General features: G+C 62.0%; 11 protein-coding genes. 1 reads left to right on the top strand and 10 read right to left on the bottom strand.

Annotated features, from left to right (window positions below):
* Window positions 1–56 precede the first annotated feature (56 nt).
* Together H7X45_RS02100 and H7X45_RS02095 are read right to left on the bottom strand one after the other, a co-directional pair.
* Window positions 57–3179 carry a TonB-dependent receptor gene (locus H7X45_RS02100; protein ID WP_187335922.1) on the bottom strand — a complete coding sequence of 1041 codons (3123 nt, stop codon included), beginning with the start codon at window positions 3177–3179 and terminating at the stop codon, window positions 57–59.
* Between the two features lie 5 nt (window positions 3180–3184).
* Window positions 3185–4222: a LacI family DNA-binding transcriptional regulator gene (locus H7X45_RS02095; protein ID WP_187335921.1), complete on the bottom strand. Its 1038-nt coding sequence runs from the start codon at window positions 4220–4222 to the stop codon at window positions 3185–3187.
* 172 nt (window positions 4223–4394) lie between these two features.
* Here H7X45_RS02095 and H7X45_RS02090 point away from each other — a divergent pair, with 172 nt between their 5' ends.
* Window positions 4395–6692 (top strand): glycoside hydrolase family 3 N-terminal domain-containing protein, encoded by a 2298-nt coding sequence (locus H7X45_RS02090; protein WP_187335920.1) that lies wholly within the window; start codon window positions 4395–4397, stop codon window positions 6690–6692.
* Between the two features lie 13 nt (window positions 6693–6705).
* On the opposite strand, the gene H7X45_RS02085 is transcribed toward H7X45_RS02090, so the two are convergent.
* From H7X45_RS02085 to H7X45_RS02050, 8 genes are all read right to left on the bottom strand, one after another.
* A complete protein-coding gene (locus H7X45_RS02085) occupies window positions 6706–7629 on the bottom strand; it encodes an SGNH/GDSL hydrolase family protein (RefSeq protein WP_187335919.1) in 924 nt (307 codons plus the stop codon).
* 29 nt (window positions 7630–7658) lie between these two features.
* Entirely contained in the window at window positions 7659–8843 is a 1185-nt protein-coding gene (locus tag H7X45_RS02080) for a serine hydrolase domain-containing protein (protein WP_187335918.1), read from the bottom strand.
* The gene (locus H7X45_RS02075) at window positions 8840–10135 is read right to left on the bottom strand and encodes an SAM-dependent methyltransferase (protein ID WP_187336937.1); all 1296 of its coding nucleotides are present in this window, start codon (window positions 10133–10135) and stop codon (window positions 8840–8842) included. The genes H7X45_RS02080 and H7X45_RS02075 overlap by 4 nt, the downstream gene beginning before the upstream one ends.
* 47 nt (window positions 10136–10182) lie before the next feature.
* Complete coding sequence (locus H7X45_RS02070) at window positions 10183–10962, bottom strand: SDR family oxidoreductase (protein WP_187335917.1); 780 nt, start codon at window positions 10960–10962, stop codon at window positions 10183–10185.
* Between the two features lie 165 nt (window positions 10963–11127).
* Window positions 11128–12522 (bottom strand): cryptochrome/photolyase family protein, encoded by a 1395-nt coding sequence (locus tag H7X45_RS02065; protein ID WP_187335916.1) that lies wholly within the window; start codon window positions 12520–12522, stop codon window positions 11128–11130.
* 73 nt (window positions 12523–12595) lie between these two features.
* A complete protein-coding gene (locus tag H7X45_RS02060) occupies window positions 12596–13279 on the bottom strand; it encodes a hypothetical protein (protein WP_187335915.1) in 684 nt (227 codons plus the stop codon).
* Between the two features lie 115 nt (window positions 13280–13394).
* Complete coding sequence (locus H7X45_RS02055; protein WP_187335914.1) at window positions 13395–14393, bottom strand: metal-dependent hydrolase; 999 nt, start codon at window positions 14391–14393, stop codon at window positions 13395–13397.
* A 15-nt stretch (window positions 14394–14408) separates the two neighbouring features.
* On the bottom strand, window positions 14409–15440 hold the full coding sequence (locus H7X45_RS02050) for a 2-oxoacid:ferredoxin oxidoreductase subunit beta (RefSeq protein ID WP_187335913.1): 1032 nt from the start codon (window positions 15438–15440) through the stop codon (window positions 14409–14411).
* Window positions 15441–15495: the final 55 nt, after the last annotated feature.

Raw genomic sequence — 15495 nt, 5'->3', positions numbered from 1 at the left:
TTTACTCAAAAAAACAGGGGCCGGGCGGTATGAAACCGCCCGGCCCTTCGATGCGATCAGAAGCTGAAACCAGCCGACAGCTTCAACGTACGCGGCGGGCTGCTGACGCCATAGCCGACGCGCTCACCGAAGATGGTGGGCGAGTTGGGCGTGCGGGTATTGTCCGTCGCGCTGCCGTTGAAGCTGCTGTAATTGCGATCGTTGAAAGCATTGATCACGTCCGCGCGCAGGCGGACTTTTGCCCCATCATAGAGGAAGGGCAGGCTGATATATTTGGTCACCGCGAAATCGAACTGGCGGCGGCCCCAGCGATCGCCGTTCGGCTCGGCCTCGATCCCAACGATATCCCGCTCGAACGGCACGGCCGTTGAGAAGAAGCCCTTGAGGTATACGGGCGACTGATAGGTGAACTTGCCCGACAGCGTCACGCCGATCGGCACGTCCACACTGCCCGCCATGACGATGCGATGCCGAGGCACGCCGGACGAACGAAGCACCGGATAATCCGCAATCGACGGATAATCGAGCGAGAAGGTCTCGCCGAACGCCCGGTTTTCGGTCGCATCGGTATAGGTGTAGGTCGCGTCCAGGCTCCACGGGGAGACCAGCGTGTAGCGCTTGGTGAACTTCACATAGCCGGAGTCCGACGTGGTCTCCAGACCATTGGTGCCAAGCAGGATCGAACCATAGCCAGGAGGTGTGAAGCCGAAGGGGGAAGATGGCGTATCGGTCGTGCTGGCTGGGTTGTCGAAGAAGAACGAACCGTCCGTACGCCGGTTGCCGAGCAGATAGGCAAAGCCGTCCTTGCTCTCGACATGGTTGTAACCGACTTCCAGATTGAAGCCCTGGAAGCGCCCGCGTACGCCCAGACTGAACTGATCGGCATACGGCACCTTCAGATCATTATTGATGAAACGCAGTTCGCGGCCACCCCCCGGCGAGCTGTTGGCAAGCTGCTGACGACCTTCCGGCGTCAGGTAGATCGGTTTGAAGGGGATACAGGTGGGGCTGGGGTTGCAGTTCGCGTTCGGGATGGAATTGTTGCCCTGAAAGTTGAACGTGCGCACCTGGAATGAGCCGACGCTGATTTCCTGCTGAAGGAAATCGAACTGGTTGCGATCATAAGATCGACCATAGCCGCCGAACAGCGTGAAGCGTCCGGCGTCGTCGAACTGCCAGTCGAAGCCCAGGCGTGGCTGGAATGCACCCGTGAACGCTTTGCGCTGCGTGCCATCGGTAATATAATCGTTGATATCGTAATTGGCGTTCTGAAGGTTCGGATAATTCGCTGCCGACACGGCATTGATATTTTCCTGCGGCGTCACGAAATCCAGGAACGCCGGCGTCCGCTCATAATCCCAGCGCAGGCCGAGGAATAGCGTGAGGCGGGACGTTACCTGCCATTCGTCCTGAGCATAGACACCTAGCTGGAAGTTGTCCGATTCCACGACCGAATTGCCCGGCCCTGACGCCGCACCGAACTGAACGCGGTAAGGGATCTGATCGTTGAAGCCGGTCTGGCTGAACAGATTGACGTCATAGGTATAAAGCGGGTTGAAGAAGTTCTGCTGCAGCGTGTTCAACGTCACCCAGGCCGTCTTGAACCCCACCTTGAACGTGTGACTGTCGAGGCCGGTATAGGTGAAATCGTTCTGAACCGTGGTGCCCTTCTGCCCCTTGTCCTGAAAGTTCGTGCCGCCGCCGATACGCAGCAGATCGAACTGGTTGAACGTGGTGGCTCCGGTGGCCGAAGTGCCCTGAATGGTTGCGCGAAAAACCTGCCCGATTTCAAAGTTCTGCGGCTGCGGTGACCAGGAAACGTCCGCATAGCTGACGCGCAGATCGTTGATCCAGTTGTCCGCCGTATGTTGCCAGCGACCGAGCAGGCGCAGCTCGTCCACTTCGGTGAGCGTCTGCGTTTCCTGAACCGCAACGCCGCCGCCGCCGCTACGGCCGGTTTCGTCGCGATATTTTGCGGTCACCTCGAACAGGTCGTTATTGGTCGGGACCAAATCGATCTTGCCGAAATACAGGTTCTCGTTGAACTCCGAATTGAACAGGCCGAAACCGTCCTGATATTGCTGCGGCAGTGCCGAAGGCTGGATGCCGCCGCCAGGGAACACGTCGATCGGACGCTGAATACGCTTGCCTTCGTAGCTGACGAAGAAATGCATCAGATCCTTGACGATGGGTCCGCCCAGCGCGCCGCCGAACTGCATCGTCTTGGTCTTGACCTTGTCCTGTTTGTTGAAAATTTCCGTGGGAAATTTCTGACGCAAATTCTGGTCGGTGTAATCGAAAAAGCCTTCGCCGTGGAACTCGTTGGTGCCCGATTTTGTCACCGCGGTGATCGCGACGGAACTGACCTGATCGAATTCGGCCTGATAGTTGGAGCTGATGACGCGATATTCGCCGACCGCGAGCTGCGGGAACGGGTTGCCTTCCGAGCTGTCTTGGCCGGTGATACCGTTTTTGAGGACGAAATCCTTCTGGCTCACACCGTCGATGAAGACGTTGACCGTGCGGCTGTCCTGCGCCCCGCCCTGAATGCGCGATTGGCCGGAGGTGGCACCTTCGATGAACTGCACACCCGGTGCGAGGTCCGCGAAAGCAAGGAAGTTACGGTTGTTCTGCGGCAACTGCTCGATCAGCCGCTGGCTGATATCGGTGCCGACCTCACCGCCCTGAAGCGAAACGATACGATTGGCCGTCACCACGATCTCATTGCCGCCGGTGGCGGCGTCCTGAGTAGCCGAAACTTCAGCGGTAGGCGCTCCGTCGAGCGGGCGGACGGGCTCCGTCGTTGCTGTGGCAGCCGTCGTCAGATCGATGTCGAGACCGGCATTCTGGGCAACGGTAAGCTGAAACGTATCGGTCTTGCGCGTGCCGTTGGCGAGCGTGATTTCCAGCTGATAAAAGGCCGGACGCAGCGACGCGAAATTATAGCCGCCATTGGCATCAATCTCCGATGTGCGTCGATAGCCGGTATTCACGTCGACCGCCGTTACCTGTACCGGCGGATTATCCGGCGTAGATGTGATCGTGCCGCGCAGCGAGGCAGTCTCCTGCGCATAGGCTGGCGCCGCGATCGCGATGGTGGCCGATGCGGTGGCCAGAAGCGCTGCAAGACGGGTTATCCGACCGCGCAGCGCAGGCGTGGCTTTTGTCAGGCTGGTCATTTTGCTCACTTTTCCCTGTTCCGGCCATGTTGGGTGTTTGACGGAGCGGGGCCGGGCGCTCCTGAGCACGTTTCGCGTATGACAAGCCGGGGCGATGCCATCTCCACGCGCTGATCCTCGCCGCCATCGATGATGGCGCAGAGCCGTTCGATCGCGCGCGCGCCGAGCGCGGCGATGTCGACACTCATGGTGGTGACCGATGGCGACACGAGCCGCGTCAGCGGAATATCGTCAAAGCCGGTCACGGCGATATCGCCGGGCACTGCCAGGCCGCCGCGCCGCAGAGCCACCAGCGCGCCGATCGCCATGCCGTCATTGGCCGCGAACAGCGCATCGGGCCGCTGCTCGGTCGCCAAAATCTGCTCGGCGGCGCGCGTGCCCGAAGTCTCCAGAAAGTCGCCGGCCATGACGTGCGGCTCCAGATCATGGGCGCGCATCACATCTTCATAACCGCGGCGTCGCTCACGCGCTTCGCTGTTGTCCTGCGGGCCTGCGAGATGCGCGATGCGGCGGCGGCCGGTCGCGATCAGATGTTCCGTCATCGCCACCGCGCCGGCGTGATTGTCGATGCGCAGCTCGGCATGGTCATGCTCGTCTGTGCCGCAGTTCAGGAGAAGCACTGGCAGCGATGACGGCAGCTGCGCAAACAGCAGTTCCGGGTCGATATGCGGTGCCATGACGACCAGACCATCGACGCGCCCACGCATGGTGCGCAGCGCTGCGACCGCCGGGCTCGGTTCGGAATGGACGTTGGACAGCAGCAGCTGAAAATCGCGCGTCGATGCCGCACCGTCCATTCCGCGCACGAGTTCCGAAAAGAACTCACCATGCAAGTCCGGAAGAACCACGCCGATACTGCCGGTTCGCGACAGGCTGAGATTGCGAGCACCGGCATGGGGCGTGAAGCCCAAAGCGAGCGCTGCCGCTTCCACCTTCGCACGCATTTCGGGACGGACGTTGCTGTGTCCGTTGATCACACGCGAAACGGAGGCGACCGAAACGGCAGCCTCGCGCGCAACATCGCGGATCGTCGGACTGGACATCGCCCCTTCACCTCTCCTGTGCCGAACCATTTTGTCCGGCGGCCCGGCCTCTGCTGCCGAGTCTCTCTTGACTTCATGTAACCGGTTACATCAAATGCCGCGCATGATCAATAGATGCGCTGCGCCAGGCTAGCTGCTAGCGACGGACGCACTCACGGGAGGATATGACGGGATGAACGATCTGCAGATTTCGCGGCGCGCGTTGATGATGGGCGCGGCTGCAACAACGGCCTGGCTGGCAAGCCCCGTGCGTGCGCTGACGCAGTCGGCGGGTCCCTCACTTACCCTTCCTGCCTCGATCGAGCGGCTGATCGGGCAGATGACGCTGGAGGAGAAAGCGGGTCAGCTCACGCTGCTCGCCGCGGCCTGGTCCGGCGGCGCGGCGACCACGCTGAACCCGGCAGGCGCCAGCAGCAATTTCGAGGCGCAGCTCGAACAGGCGCGGGCCGGCCGCCTAACCGGCGTCTTCAACGGGAATGGTGCGGAAATGGCGCGCCAGATGCAAAAGGCGGTGATGGAGGGCTCACGGCTCAAGATCCCGCTGATCTTCGCATCCGATGTCATCCACGGCTTCCGAACCGTCTTTCCAGTGCCGCTTGGCGAATCCGCCAGCTTCGAGCCGGAGCTTGCGCGGCGCACTGCGCGCGCGGCGGCGATCGAGGCCTCCGCCGCGGGCATCGACTGGACCTTTGCGCCGATGGTCGACATCGCACGCGACGCGCGCTGGGGCCGCGGCGTCGAAGGGTCCGGCGAGGATGTGCTGCTGGGCGAGCTGATGGCCGCGGCCCGCGTACGCGGTTTCCAGGGCGACGACCTGACCGGCGATCGCAATCTCCTGGCTTGCGCCAAGCATTTCGCCGCTTACGGCGCGGCCGAAGCGGGGCTCGATTACAACACGGTCGACATATCCGAACGCACGCTGGGCGATGTCTATTTCCCGCCGTTCGAGGCCGCGTTCGATGCCGGGGCGCTGAGCGTGATGGCTTCGTTCAACGAACTGTCCGGCGTGCCGGCCACCGCCAATCACTGGCTGCTCACCGATGTGCTGCGCGGCGAATGGAAGTTCCCCGGCTTCGTCGTGTCCGACTATACCGGCGACGAAGAGCTGATCGCCCACGGCTTTGCCGCCGATGCACGCGATGCCACGAAGCTGGCCTTCCTCGCGGGCTGCGACATGAGCATGCAGAGCAGTTTCTATATCGATCACCTCCCCTCGCTGGTCGAGGAAGGCGAGGTTCCGATGGCGATGGTAGACGAATCCGTGCGGCGCGTGCTCGCGGTGAAGCACAAGCTCGGTTTGTTCGACGATCCCTATCGCCGCATCGATCCGCGCCGCGAAACAACGCGCATTCGTACCAAAGAGATGCTTTCGCTGGCTCGCGAGGCCGGAAGGCGCTCGATCGTCATGCTGAAGAATGATGGCGACCTGCTGCCGCTACCCAAAAGCGGGCAGCGCATTGCGATCATCGGGCCTTTCGCCAGCGGCCAACATGACCTCGTCGGCCCGTGGAACGTCTATGGCACCGATGCCGATGCGGTCGATCTCGCCACCGGCGTGCGCGCGGCGGTGAACGATTCGTCGATGGTAAGCGTCACCGAGGGTTGCAAGGTCGACGAGCCGATCGAAGGCGGCATCCCTGCCGCCGTCGCCGCAGCCAGTGCCGCCGATGTCGTGCTCCTCGCCATTGGTGAGAGCACGAACATGTCGGGCGAGGCGCAATCGCGCGTCAGCATCACTGTGCCCGATGCGCAGCTGGCACTGGCCGATGCGGTGGCGGCGACCGGCAAGCCGGTGGTGGTGATCCTGAAGAACGGCCGCGCCATGGTGCTCGACGGGCCGGTGCGCGATGCGCGCGCGATCCTGGTCACCTGGTTCCTGGGAAGCGAGAGCGGCCCCGCCACCGCCGATATCCTGTTCGGGGATGAAAGCCCCTCGGCGCGCCTGCCGGTCAGCTTTCCGTTCGCGACCGGTCAGGAACCTTATTATTATGCGCACAAGACCACCGGCAGACCCAATCCGGAAGGCGAGCTGCAGCCCTATAAGGCGCATTACCGGAAATATCCCAACAAGGCGCTATTCCCCTTCGGGCACGGCCTCACCTACGGTGATATCGCTTATTCGAACCTGAAACTGGGTTCCGACCGGATGTCTTGGAATGGCAAGATCGCCATGGAGGCGACCGTCACCAACAGCGGCAAGCGCGCTGCCGAAGAGGTGGTCCAGCTCTACATCCACGATGCCGCGGCCAGCATCACGCAGCCGGTGCGCGAGCTGAAGGCGTTCAAGAAGGTGAAGCTGGCTCCGGGCGAGAGCAAGACGGTGAATTTCGAGCTCAGCCGCGCCGATCTGGATTTCGTCGGACAGCAGCTGGGCCCCACGGTGGAACCGGGGCTGTTCCGTATCTGGATCGCCCCGTCGGCTCAGGCGGACGGCGTGTCCGGCAGCTTCATGCTGATGGCCGAGGGCTGAGCGGGAAAGCGCTTCAGCTCGGCTGCTCGAACGGCGCGTCGCACGGCGAGCCGTTCAGCGTTCGCGCTGCGATGGCCTGTAGCTTCACGGCAACTTCGGGTGACAGGCCGAGCTCGCTTGCGGCTTCTTCCTCGCCGCCGAGCAGGCGTGGGTCTTTGCCGGTGATCGAACCGAGCAGCACCAGCGCCTCCAGATAATAGCCATAGGCGCTGCCGTGATAATGATCGAACGTCCACAGATCGATCTGACCGAAGGAAGTGCCGTCATAGGGGTTGGCATCGGCCACACCCGCCGCGATCGCGCAGTTGAACGCCTCGCCCACCGGATTCACGCGATCCACCGCCTTGTTCGCAGCTTTGGCTGCGTCGTAGCCACGGCGCACGTCCAGCGCCATCTGGTAGATTGAGCGCCCCGTCCATGGCTTGCCCGGACGATAGGTAAGATCGGGACGCGACCAGGTGGACGTCAGCCCGATATCGACCTTCGGGTTGCGCGCCTCGAACATCGCACCGAACTTCTTGGAATAGGTGATGAGGTTCGCCGGATCGGCCGGCTTGTCCGGATTGAGCGTGCTGTAATCCTGCAGCGTCACATGGTCCCACGCCCGGTCCAGCAGCGGTGCCTTGTTCTGCCAGTGCCACTCGAGCGACTTGCCCGGCGAAGTTTCCAGATAGACGTCGTAATTCAGGCCCAATTCTTCGGTGAACAGCTTGAACAGCGCGGGTACCCCGCCAACGCCCTCCCCGTTCAGATCGGTCACCGTGTCAGCGCGATAATGCCAGACCGGCGACAGCGCGCCGTAGGTGAAGCTGTTGCCGACGAACAGAACCGTCTGCGCAGGCGCCGCTGTGTCTGAAACAGCGGCTTCCGACTGGGCCGAAACGGCCACGGACTGCCCGGCGAGTAGCAGTGACGCGAAGATCAGCTTAAGATGCATGGTGGAAACTCCTTCCGGGGGCGAAGGCGCTATTGCGCGGCTTCGGCGAGCTTCTGGAAAAACTGCAGCCGCTCGGTCGTGAGCTTGCGCGAGGAGGCGACCGGCCAGTTGGAGACCACCGCGAACACGATGCGCTGCTTGGGCATGATCGTTATGCCCTGCCCGAATATGCCTTGCGCGCCATAAGCACCGCCCGGATAGGTCCACCACTGATAGCCATAACCGAAGCCCGGTACGCCGATATCGGCATGACTCGTCCCGGCCTTGGCAAACCAGTCAGCAGGCACCTGCCCCTTGCCGCCCTCCAGCGCAAAGAGGCCCATGCGCGCATAGTCGGACAAGCGCAGCATGATGCAGCATCCGCCGGTATTGCCGCCGCCGGTATCGATCTGCCAGAACAGGTCTCCGGCAAAGCCCGCCGGATCGACGATCTTGCGCTTTGCGTAATCGCTCAGCCGCTCACCGGTCGCGCGCCGCACGAGCACGCCGATCAGGTTCGTTTCGCCGGTTTTATATTCCCACTTCTGCCCCGGCGCATATGCGCGCTTGAGCTGACGCATATAAGCGACCGTCGGATCGACGCCTGCGGGCACCGGATCGCTGAACAGGCGCACCACGTCGCTGGTAGGATCGGTATAGTCCTCATTCCACGTCACGCCCGACGTCATCGTCAGGAGCTGTTCGACGGTGACGCCGTCATAACCGCTGCCCTTCAGCTCCGGGATGTAGCGCGTGACGGGATCGGACAGCGAACCGATCTTGCCGTCCGCGATCGCCGCGCCCACCAGTGTGGACGTAAAGCTCTTGGCGACCGAAAAGCTTGTCCAGCGATCGTCCGGCGTCATGCCCAGGCCGTAGCGCTCCAAGCGCACCTTGCCGTCCTGGATCATCATCAGCCCGGCGACGTTCTGATCCTTCATGAACGCATCGATCGCCGCCTCGTCGAACGGCAACGGCGCGCCCTTGGGCAGTGCGCGCGGGCTCGGCGATGCCTCGGCGGTGGTGCCAGGGAACAAAGCGTCCATGCGCCGGAAATTGGCGGAACGGGTATCCTGGTCCCAGAACAAGACCTGTGCGCTTGCCTTGCGCAGTTCGACCAGTTCGTCCGGCGACATCTGCGTCGTCTCTGCGGCAGCTTTGGTCGGTGCCGGAACCGGCGCGGGCGAACAGGCGGCCGCAGCAAGCGCCATGGCGAGGGGAAGAAATCGTTTCATGGCCGTTCCTTGATGAGCGTGACCTGCGCGACATCGATCCCGCCGCCGCGGAATCCACCTTCGCAATACATCAGATAGTAGCGCCACAGCCGCACGAATCGATCGTCGAAGCCTAGCGGCAACTGGCCCGCTTCCACCGCAGCATCGAACCGTTCGCGCCACAGTTTCAGAGTGCGCGCATAGTCCAGCCCCATATCGTGCTGATCGACCCATGCGAGCCCGCGTTCATCGGCCAGTGCGCGGAAGCGGCTTTCGGACAGCAGCATGCCGCCGGGGAAAATATAGGTCTGGATAAAATCCGCGCTGGATGCGTAGGATTCGAAGATATCGTCGGCGATGCGGATATACTGAAGACCGGCGCGGCCACCGGGCTTCAGATTTGCCGCGATACTATCCAGATAAGCGGGCCAGTATTTCTGCCCCACCGCTTCCACCATCTCCACACTGGCGATGGCATCGAAGCTGGCTGCGCCCTCTTCTTTCAGCACATCGCGATAATCGGTGAGCGTGAAGGCTAGTTTTGATGCCTCGGGACATGTCGCGGTGCGCTCCTCGGCCGCGCGTTGTTGCTCGACCGAAAGCGTGATGCCGCGATAATCGACCGCGAACCGTTCACAGGCCCGCGCTGCGAGCCCGCCCCAGCCGCAGCCGATCTCCAACAGGCGTGATCCATCCTCCAACGCCAGCCGATCAAGCAGCGCGTCGATCTTGCGCCGCTGCGCGCTTTCCAGAGGTTCGCCATCGCCCTCGGCACGGGCATCGGCGAACAATGCGCTCGAATAGCTCATCGTATCGTCGAGCCACAGCTCGTAGAAATCATTGCCGAGATCATAGTGATATTCGATGTTCCTGCGCGCCTTCGCCGGACTGTTGTCGCGCAGCCAGTGGCGCAGCTTGCCAAGCAACCGCCACGGCCCGCGCGAGCGCGCTGATTGACCGAGCGGCACCCGGTTGCGCATGAACAGATCGAACAGCACCACTGGATCGGGGCTCGACCATTGGCCGAGATCCCAGGCCCGATACCAGCCAGCCGATCCGCCCGCGATCAGATGCAGCAGCGCGCGCCAATCTGCCAGATCCACTTGCGCCACCGGGCCGGGCTTACGGCAGCCGAGAATGCGAAATTCGCCGTCCGGCAAGGTCGCCTCGATCCCACCCTCGGCAAGGCCAATGTCGAGCCGGTCCAGCACCCGGTGCATGCTTGGCGCGAGAAGGCGCGACAGCACCCCGCCGCCGAGCGCGATACGCTGCCGGGTCAAGTGCCTGGCCCTGTTGGACGCCGGAGCATTCATCCCATCGCCCATGCCGCAAGCCGCGCAGGATGGCAATCAGCCGAGCGTTATCCGGGCGCCGCTGCGGAGCCCGCCAGCAGCCCGCCGTCGAGGGTCAGCTCCGCGCCCGTCATATAGGCCGCCTCGTCCGAGGCCAGCATCACCGCTAGCGCGGCAACCTCTTCCGGCCTGCCAAAGCGCTTCAACGGCGTATCGGCGACGAGCGCGGCCATTCGCTCCTCGCGCTCGGGCCCGTCGCCAAGCATCGGCTCCCACATCGGTGTGAGAATAGCTGCCGGATGGATCGAGTTGCAGCGGATCGCTAGCTTTTGCTGCGCACAATAGAGTGCCACCGACTTCGTATGATTGCGAACCGCCGCCTTGGACGCGGCATAGGCCGCGGCGCCCGGAATGCCGACCAGGCCGGAGCGCGAGGAAATGTTGATGATCGACCCTGCCCCGGCTGCGCGCATGGCGCGGATTGCATAGCGGCAACCGAGGAACGTGCCGTCGCTGTTGACGGCATGCACCGCCCGCCAGTCGGCAAGGGTGGCATGCTCGGGATCGTGCGCGGCAGGGCCGGCTTCGAACCCGGTGATCCCGGCATTGTTCACCAGCACGTCGAGCACCGGCAGCACCTGCGCGATCGCATCCCAATCGGCCTCCTCCGCTACGTCGAGGCGAAAGGACTCCGTATCGAGCTTGGCGGCAAGCGATCGCGCCGCGCCCTCATCGATATCGGTCACGATGACGCGCGCGCCCTCATCATGGAAAGCGCGCGCAATGGCTTCTCCAATACCGCGCGCGGCACCGGTTACGAGACAGATCTTGCCCTTCAATCTTTGCATGGAAAATGGTCCTGTGAACACCGGACGAGCGCGTGGGCGCTTGCCGGTTTTATGCCCGCATGGGGCGAAAAGCTTCGGATGATCAGAAGCGTTTGTTCACTGGACCTGCTCCGTTGAATTGACGCTGCGATTGTTAGCGCTGACACACCGGCCGGTCAAATCGGCCTAGTTTTTGATCTTCTCATAAGCTGCCAGGGCTCGTTCGCGGGCCTCTTTATGACCGATGATCTTCTGCGGATAATCCTTCGGCCTGCAGCCTGCCTCTTCGGGATCATGGATCGCATCGTCGGGCACATCGGAAAGCTCGGGCACGTAATCGCGGATATAGGACGCGGCGTCGAATTTCTCGGATTGCGTAAGCGGGGCCATGATGCGCGGGAACATATTACTGTCTACGCCGGTACCTGCGATCCACTGCCAGTTGACCGCGTTATTGCCGTAATCGGCATCGACCAGACAGTCCCAGTACCATTTCTCCCCCTCGCGCCAGTCGATCAGCAGATGCTTAATCAGGAAGCTGGCGCAAATCATCCGCACCCGGTTGTGTAGCCATCCATGTTTCCACAGCTGCCGCATCCCGGCATCGACGATCGGATAACCAGTGCGTCCATGGCACCAGCGGTCAAACTCGTCGCGGACCGTTGAGGAGCGGAAATCGCGCCATTCCAGTTCGTCAAAACGGTTACGATAGCCCTCACGGCCATAATCGGGGAACTGCATGATCACATTCTGCGCATAGTCCCGCCAAGCAAGTTCCTTCAGGTACACGGTTGCATCGCCGTCGGCGTCCTGAATACGGTGCCAGACATAGCTTGGCGAAACCTCGCCAAAATGAAGGTGCGGGCTAAGCCGAGAGCTGCCGTCTTCGGAGGGCAAATTGCGGCGGTCGTCATAATCTGCGGACTGGTCGCGAAAGCTGTTCACGCGCGTTCGGCCGGCAGCCTCCCCCGGCGTCCACATGTCCTGGAAGTCGGACGCCCAGTCCGGACTGGTCGGCAGAAGCTTCCAGTCATTCAGATCATCGCTGTCCGGCCATTCATTCGGCGCATCGATCGACTGCGGCGCACGAATGGCGTCCTTGGGCGGCATTTCCTCCCGCAGCGCCTTCCAGAATGGGGTGTAGATCTTGTACGGGCCGCCTGAATTGGTGGTGACGCTGCCCGGCGGTTTCAAATAGTTGCCGTCATGCAGGCACAGCTCGCAATCGTCATCAAGCTGCGCTTCCAGCTCGCTCTCCGCCTCTAGCCACCATGGTTCGTAATGGCGCAGCGCGTGAATCTGCCGTGCGCCATGCTGCGCAGCAATCGCAGTGAGCGCGGAAACGCAGTCGCCCTGCCTCAGGATCAACCGGCTGCCCTTGTCGCGCAAGTCCGCGTCCAGCGAAGCAAGGCTATGATGCAACCACCAGCGGCTTGCCCCGCCCATGGCATGATCGCCCGCGCGTTCGTCATCGAGCACATAGACAGGAATCACCGGCCCCGCCTTCGCCGCGGCACGGAGCGCAGGCTGATCGGATAGGCGCAAATCGCGGCGCAGCCAGAGAATTACCGGATCGGACATGGCAGTCTCCCGTACAGAAAAAGGCGACGCCGATAGCAGCGCCGCCTCCTGTCATTTCATATCGTGGTTTCGATCAGCCATTGGGGGCGGCTGCGGAACCGACCGATCCTGCCTTGGCGGACTGGAACTCGTTCTCCTGCAAATAGGTGTCGCCGTTCTGATCATAATAATAGAAACCATCGGCAGCGGAATTCAACGCATCGGCATCGACATAGGGCCGGTTCTGATCGTTCGCGCTGGCCTTTTTCGAGCGCGGATCGGCACCAACTGCCCAAACCGCATATTCGGCGACAGAGAGCTTGCCGTCGTCGTTACGATCGAGATCGGAGAAATTGCTGCTGGCATTATAGCTGCCCATATTGCTGCCGCTCATATTCGAACCGCTGTTCGAAGAACCGCTCATATTGGAGCCGCTATTAGATGAGCCACCTGCCATTTTGTCGCTCGAATTGTTCATCGAACCGCCGCTCATGGTGTTGCCCGAACCGCTGTTGCCGGAAGCGGCCATGCGGTCCTGATCTTCCTTCATATATTGCGAGGTTTCCTTTTCCAGCGCAGCCATGTCGACCTTATCGCGTGCAGCTTGCTGGGTGGGATTAAGCTCTACCGCAACCGGCGTAACGACCGCTTCTTCGGTCATCGCCGGGGTGGTGCCGTCGTCGAGAATTCCTTCGGTGGGCTCCGGCTCCGCATCTGAACAAGCGGCCAGGGTGACCGCGGCAGACAGCGAAAGCGCATAGGCGATGGTGCGGGTCATGGGTGGTTTTCTCCGGTTTCCATTAATTGCTGCCCGATGAACGGGTGCACCTAGACGTCGTTCCAAGTTTTTGAAAAAGTCCAAGTTTTTGCACGAAGTGAGCCGCGGCCAGGACTTATTCGGCCGGAATTTCGACCGTGCGGCTGAACTGCCCACCGGAGCGTTCGCCTGCAAAACGCGCATCGTTCACCGTTACCAATATGCGGTTCCCGCTGCGCTTGATCGTCGCGACCGGGACGAGCGACCAATAGAGCAAGGCTGCCAACCGATCATCCTGCCGGGCGGCACGGGCCACCGCAGGATCGTCCATATGCGTATCGATTAGCCGGCCCACCGCCTGCATGCGATTGGACCATGCATCATAGGATGCCCGGCCGAGTGTAGTGCCACGACGCCAGATGATTTCCCGGCGCCAAAATTTCACGGGCTCTTCCTGTGCCATCACGAAATCGGGCTCCACATTATAGAGGCCCTCGGCCAGGGTCTTCGTGGCCCGCTCCGCCTTTAAAGACAGCGCTCCGTTGAAGCTGGCATAAGCAATAACGGCGATAAGCCCAATCAACGCGGGGCGGCGCCATTCGGGTCGCCTCGCCCGCTCCCACTTGCGCGAGAGCCAGATGGAAAAGCCGAGGATCGACCATATCCAGACATCGATGATGAACAGCGTGTCGCCATGAAACCAGCGATCGCCGAACGGCGCGAGCAGCTGGATGCCGTAGGTGTTCATGAAATCGAGCAGCGGATGGCTGATCCCGCCAATATAGCAGAGTGCGACGAGCCAGCCGAAGCGCACCGTATCGCGCCCAAGTGGCCGACGATCCCATTGCTGCCACCAGCGCGCATCGACATCCCAGTCTCCGCGCCCGCTCTGCCATCGGTCGAGCTGCCAGAGCAGTAGCGCAAGGAGAAATGGCAACAGTAGATAGCCGCCGATGCCGTGGGTGAAGCCGCGATGATACTGGATGTAGGGCAACCCAAACAGCGGCTGCGATAGGATATCGATATCGGGCAGGTTGGCGCTGACGATCAGGGCCGCGAGGCCCAGGCCGGTCCTGCGCTTGAGGCCGGCCTGCCCAAGCGCCCAACCGGTCAACGAATGGGTAAAATTATCCACGGAAGGCGCCCGACCTTACAGGTCGGGGCCGGGGTCCGTCACCGTCCAGGTCTGGCCCTTGCTGACCAGCCGCTGCAGATCGGGCGTCTTGCCCTTGCTCGCCTCCTCGATCTGCTCGACCACCGCGCTTTCGAAGGTTTCGCGCGGATCATCATACAGCACGCCCAGCGCCTTGGGGAACGGGCCGAAGGGCATTTCGACCAGCATCTGCGCCATCATGCGGTTGGTCACGTCGTGCACGCGCACGCCGGCGGCCTGCCAGTCCCCGTCGATCACATCGACCACTTCCAGCTTCAACGACTGCTCGTTCAGCTTCAGGCCCTTGGTCCCCTTGTCGAACAGCATCGGCTCGCCATCGGTCAGCCAGAGCTGGCCGGTTGCCGCATTCTTCTTTTCGGTGAAGTCCGCGAACACGTCCTTGTTGTAGACGATGCAATTCTGGAAAATCTCGATGAACGCCGCGCCCTTATGCCGGTGCGCGGCCTTCAGAACCTCTGGCAAATCCTTCGACACATCATAACCGCGCGCGATAAACCGCGCGCCCGAACCCAGCGCGAAGCTGCACGGTTCGGCGGGATGGTCGACCGATCCGAAAGGCGTCGACGGCGTGGTCGTGCCTTCACGGCTGGTCGGCGAATATTGGCCCTTGGTCAGGCCGTAAATCTCGTTGTTGAACAGCATGATCTGGCAATCGAGATTGCGGCGCAGCAGGTGCATCATGTGATTGCCGCCGATCGACAGGCCATCCCCGTCGCCAGTGATGATCCAGACGTCGAGCTCCGGATTGGCCAGCTTCACGCCCGTCGCAACCGCAGGCGCGCGCCCGTGGATCGTGTGGAAGCCGTAGGTTTCCATATAATAGGGAAAGCGGCTCGAACAGCCGATGCCGGAAACGAACACGGTCTTGGCTGGGTCGGCGCCGATCTGCGGCATGGTGCGCTGCACGGCCTTCAGGATCGCATAATCGCCGCACCCCGGGCACCAGCGCACCTCCTGGTCGGTCTCCCAGTCCTTCAGCGTGGTCGTGATCGAAGTCATCTCGTTCATGGAAATATCTCGTTCAGGAGTAATAGATCTTCCACAGCAGGAAGATCACCACCGC

This window comes from Novosphingopyxis iocasae, from assembly GCF_014334095.1.
Lineage (GTDB): Bacteria > Pseudomonadota > Alphaproteobacteria > Sphingomonadales > Sphingomonadaceae > Novosphingopyxis > Novosphingopyxis iocasae.
This window is presented reverse-complemented; position numbering and strand designations above follow the sequence as displayed.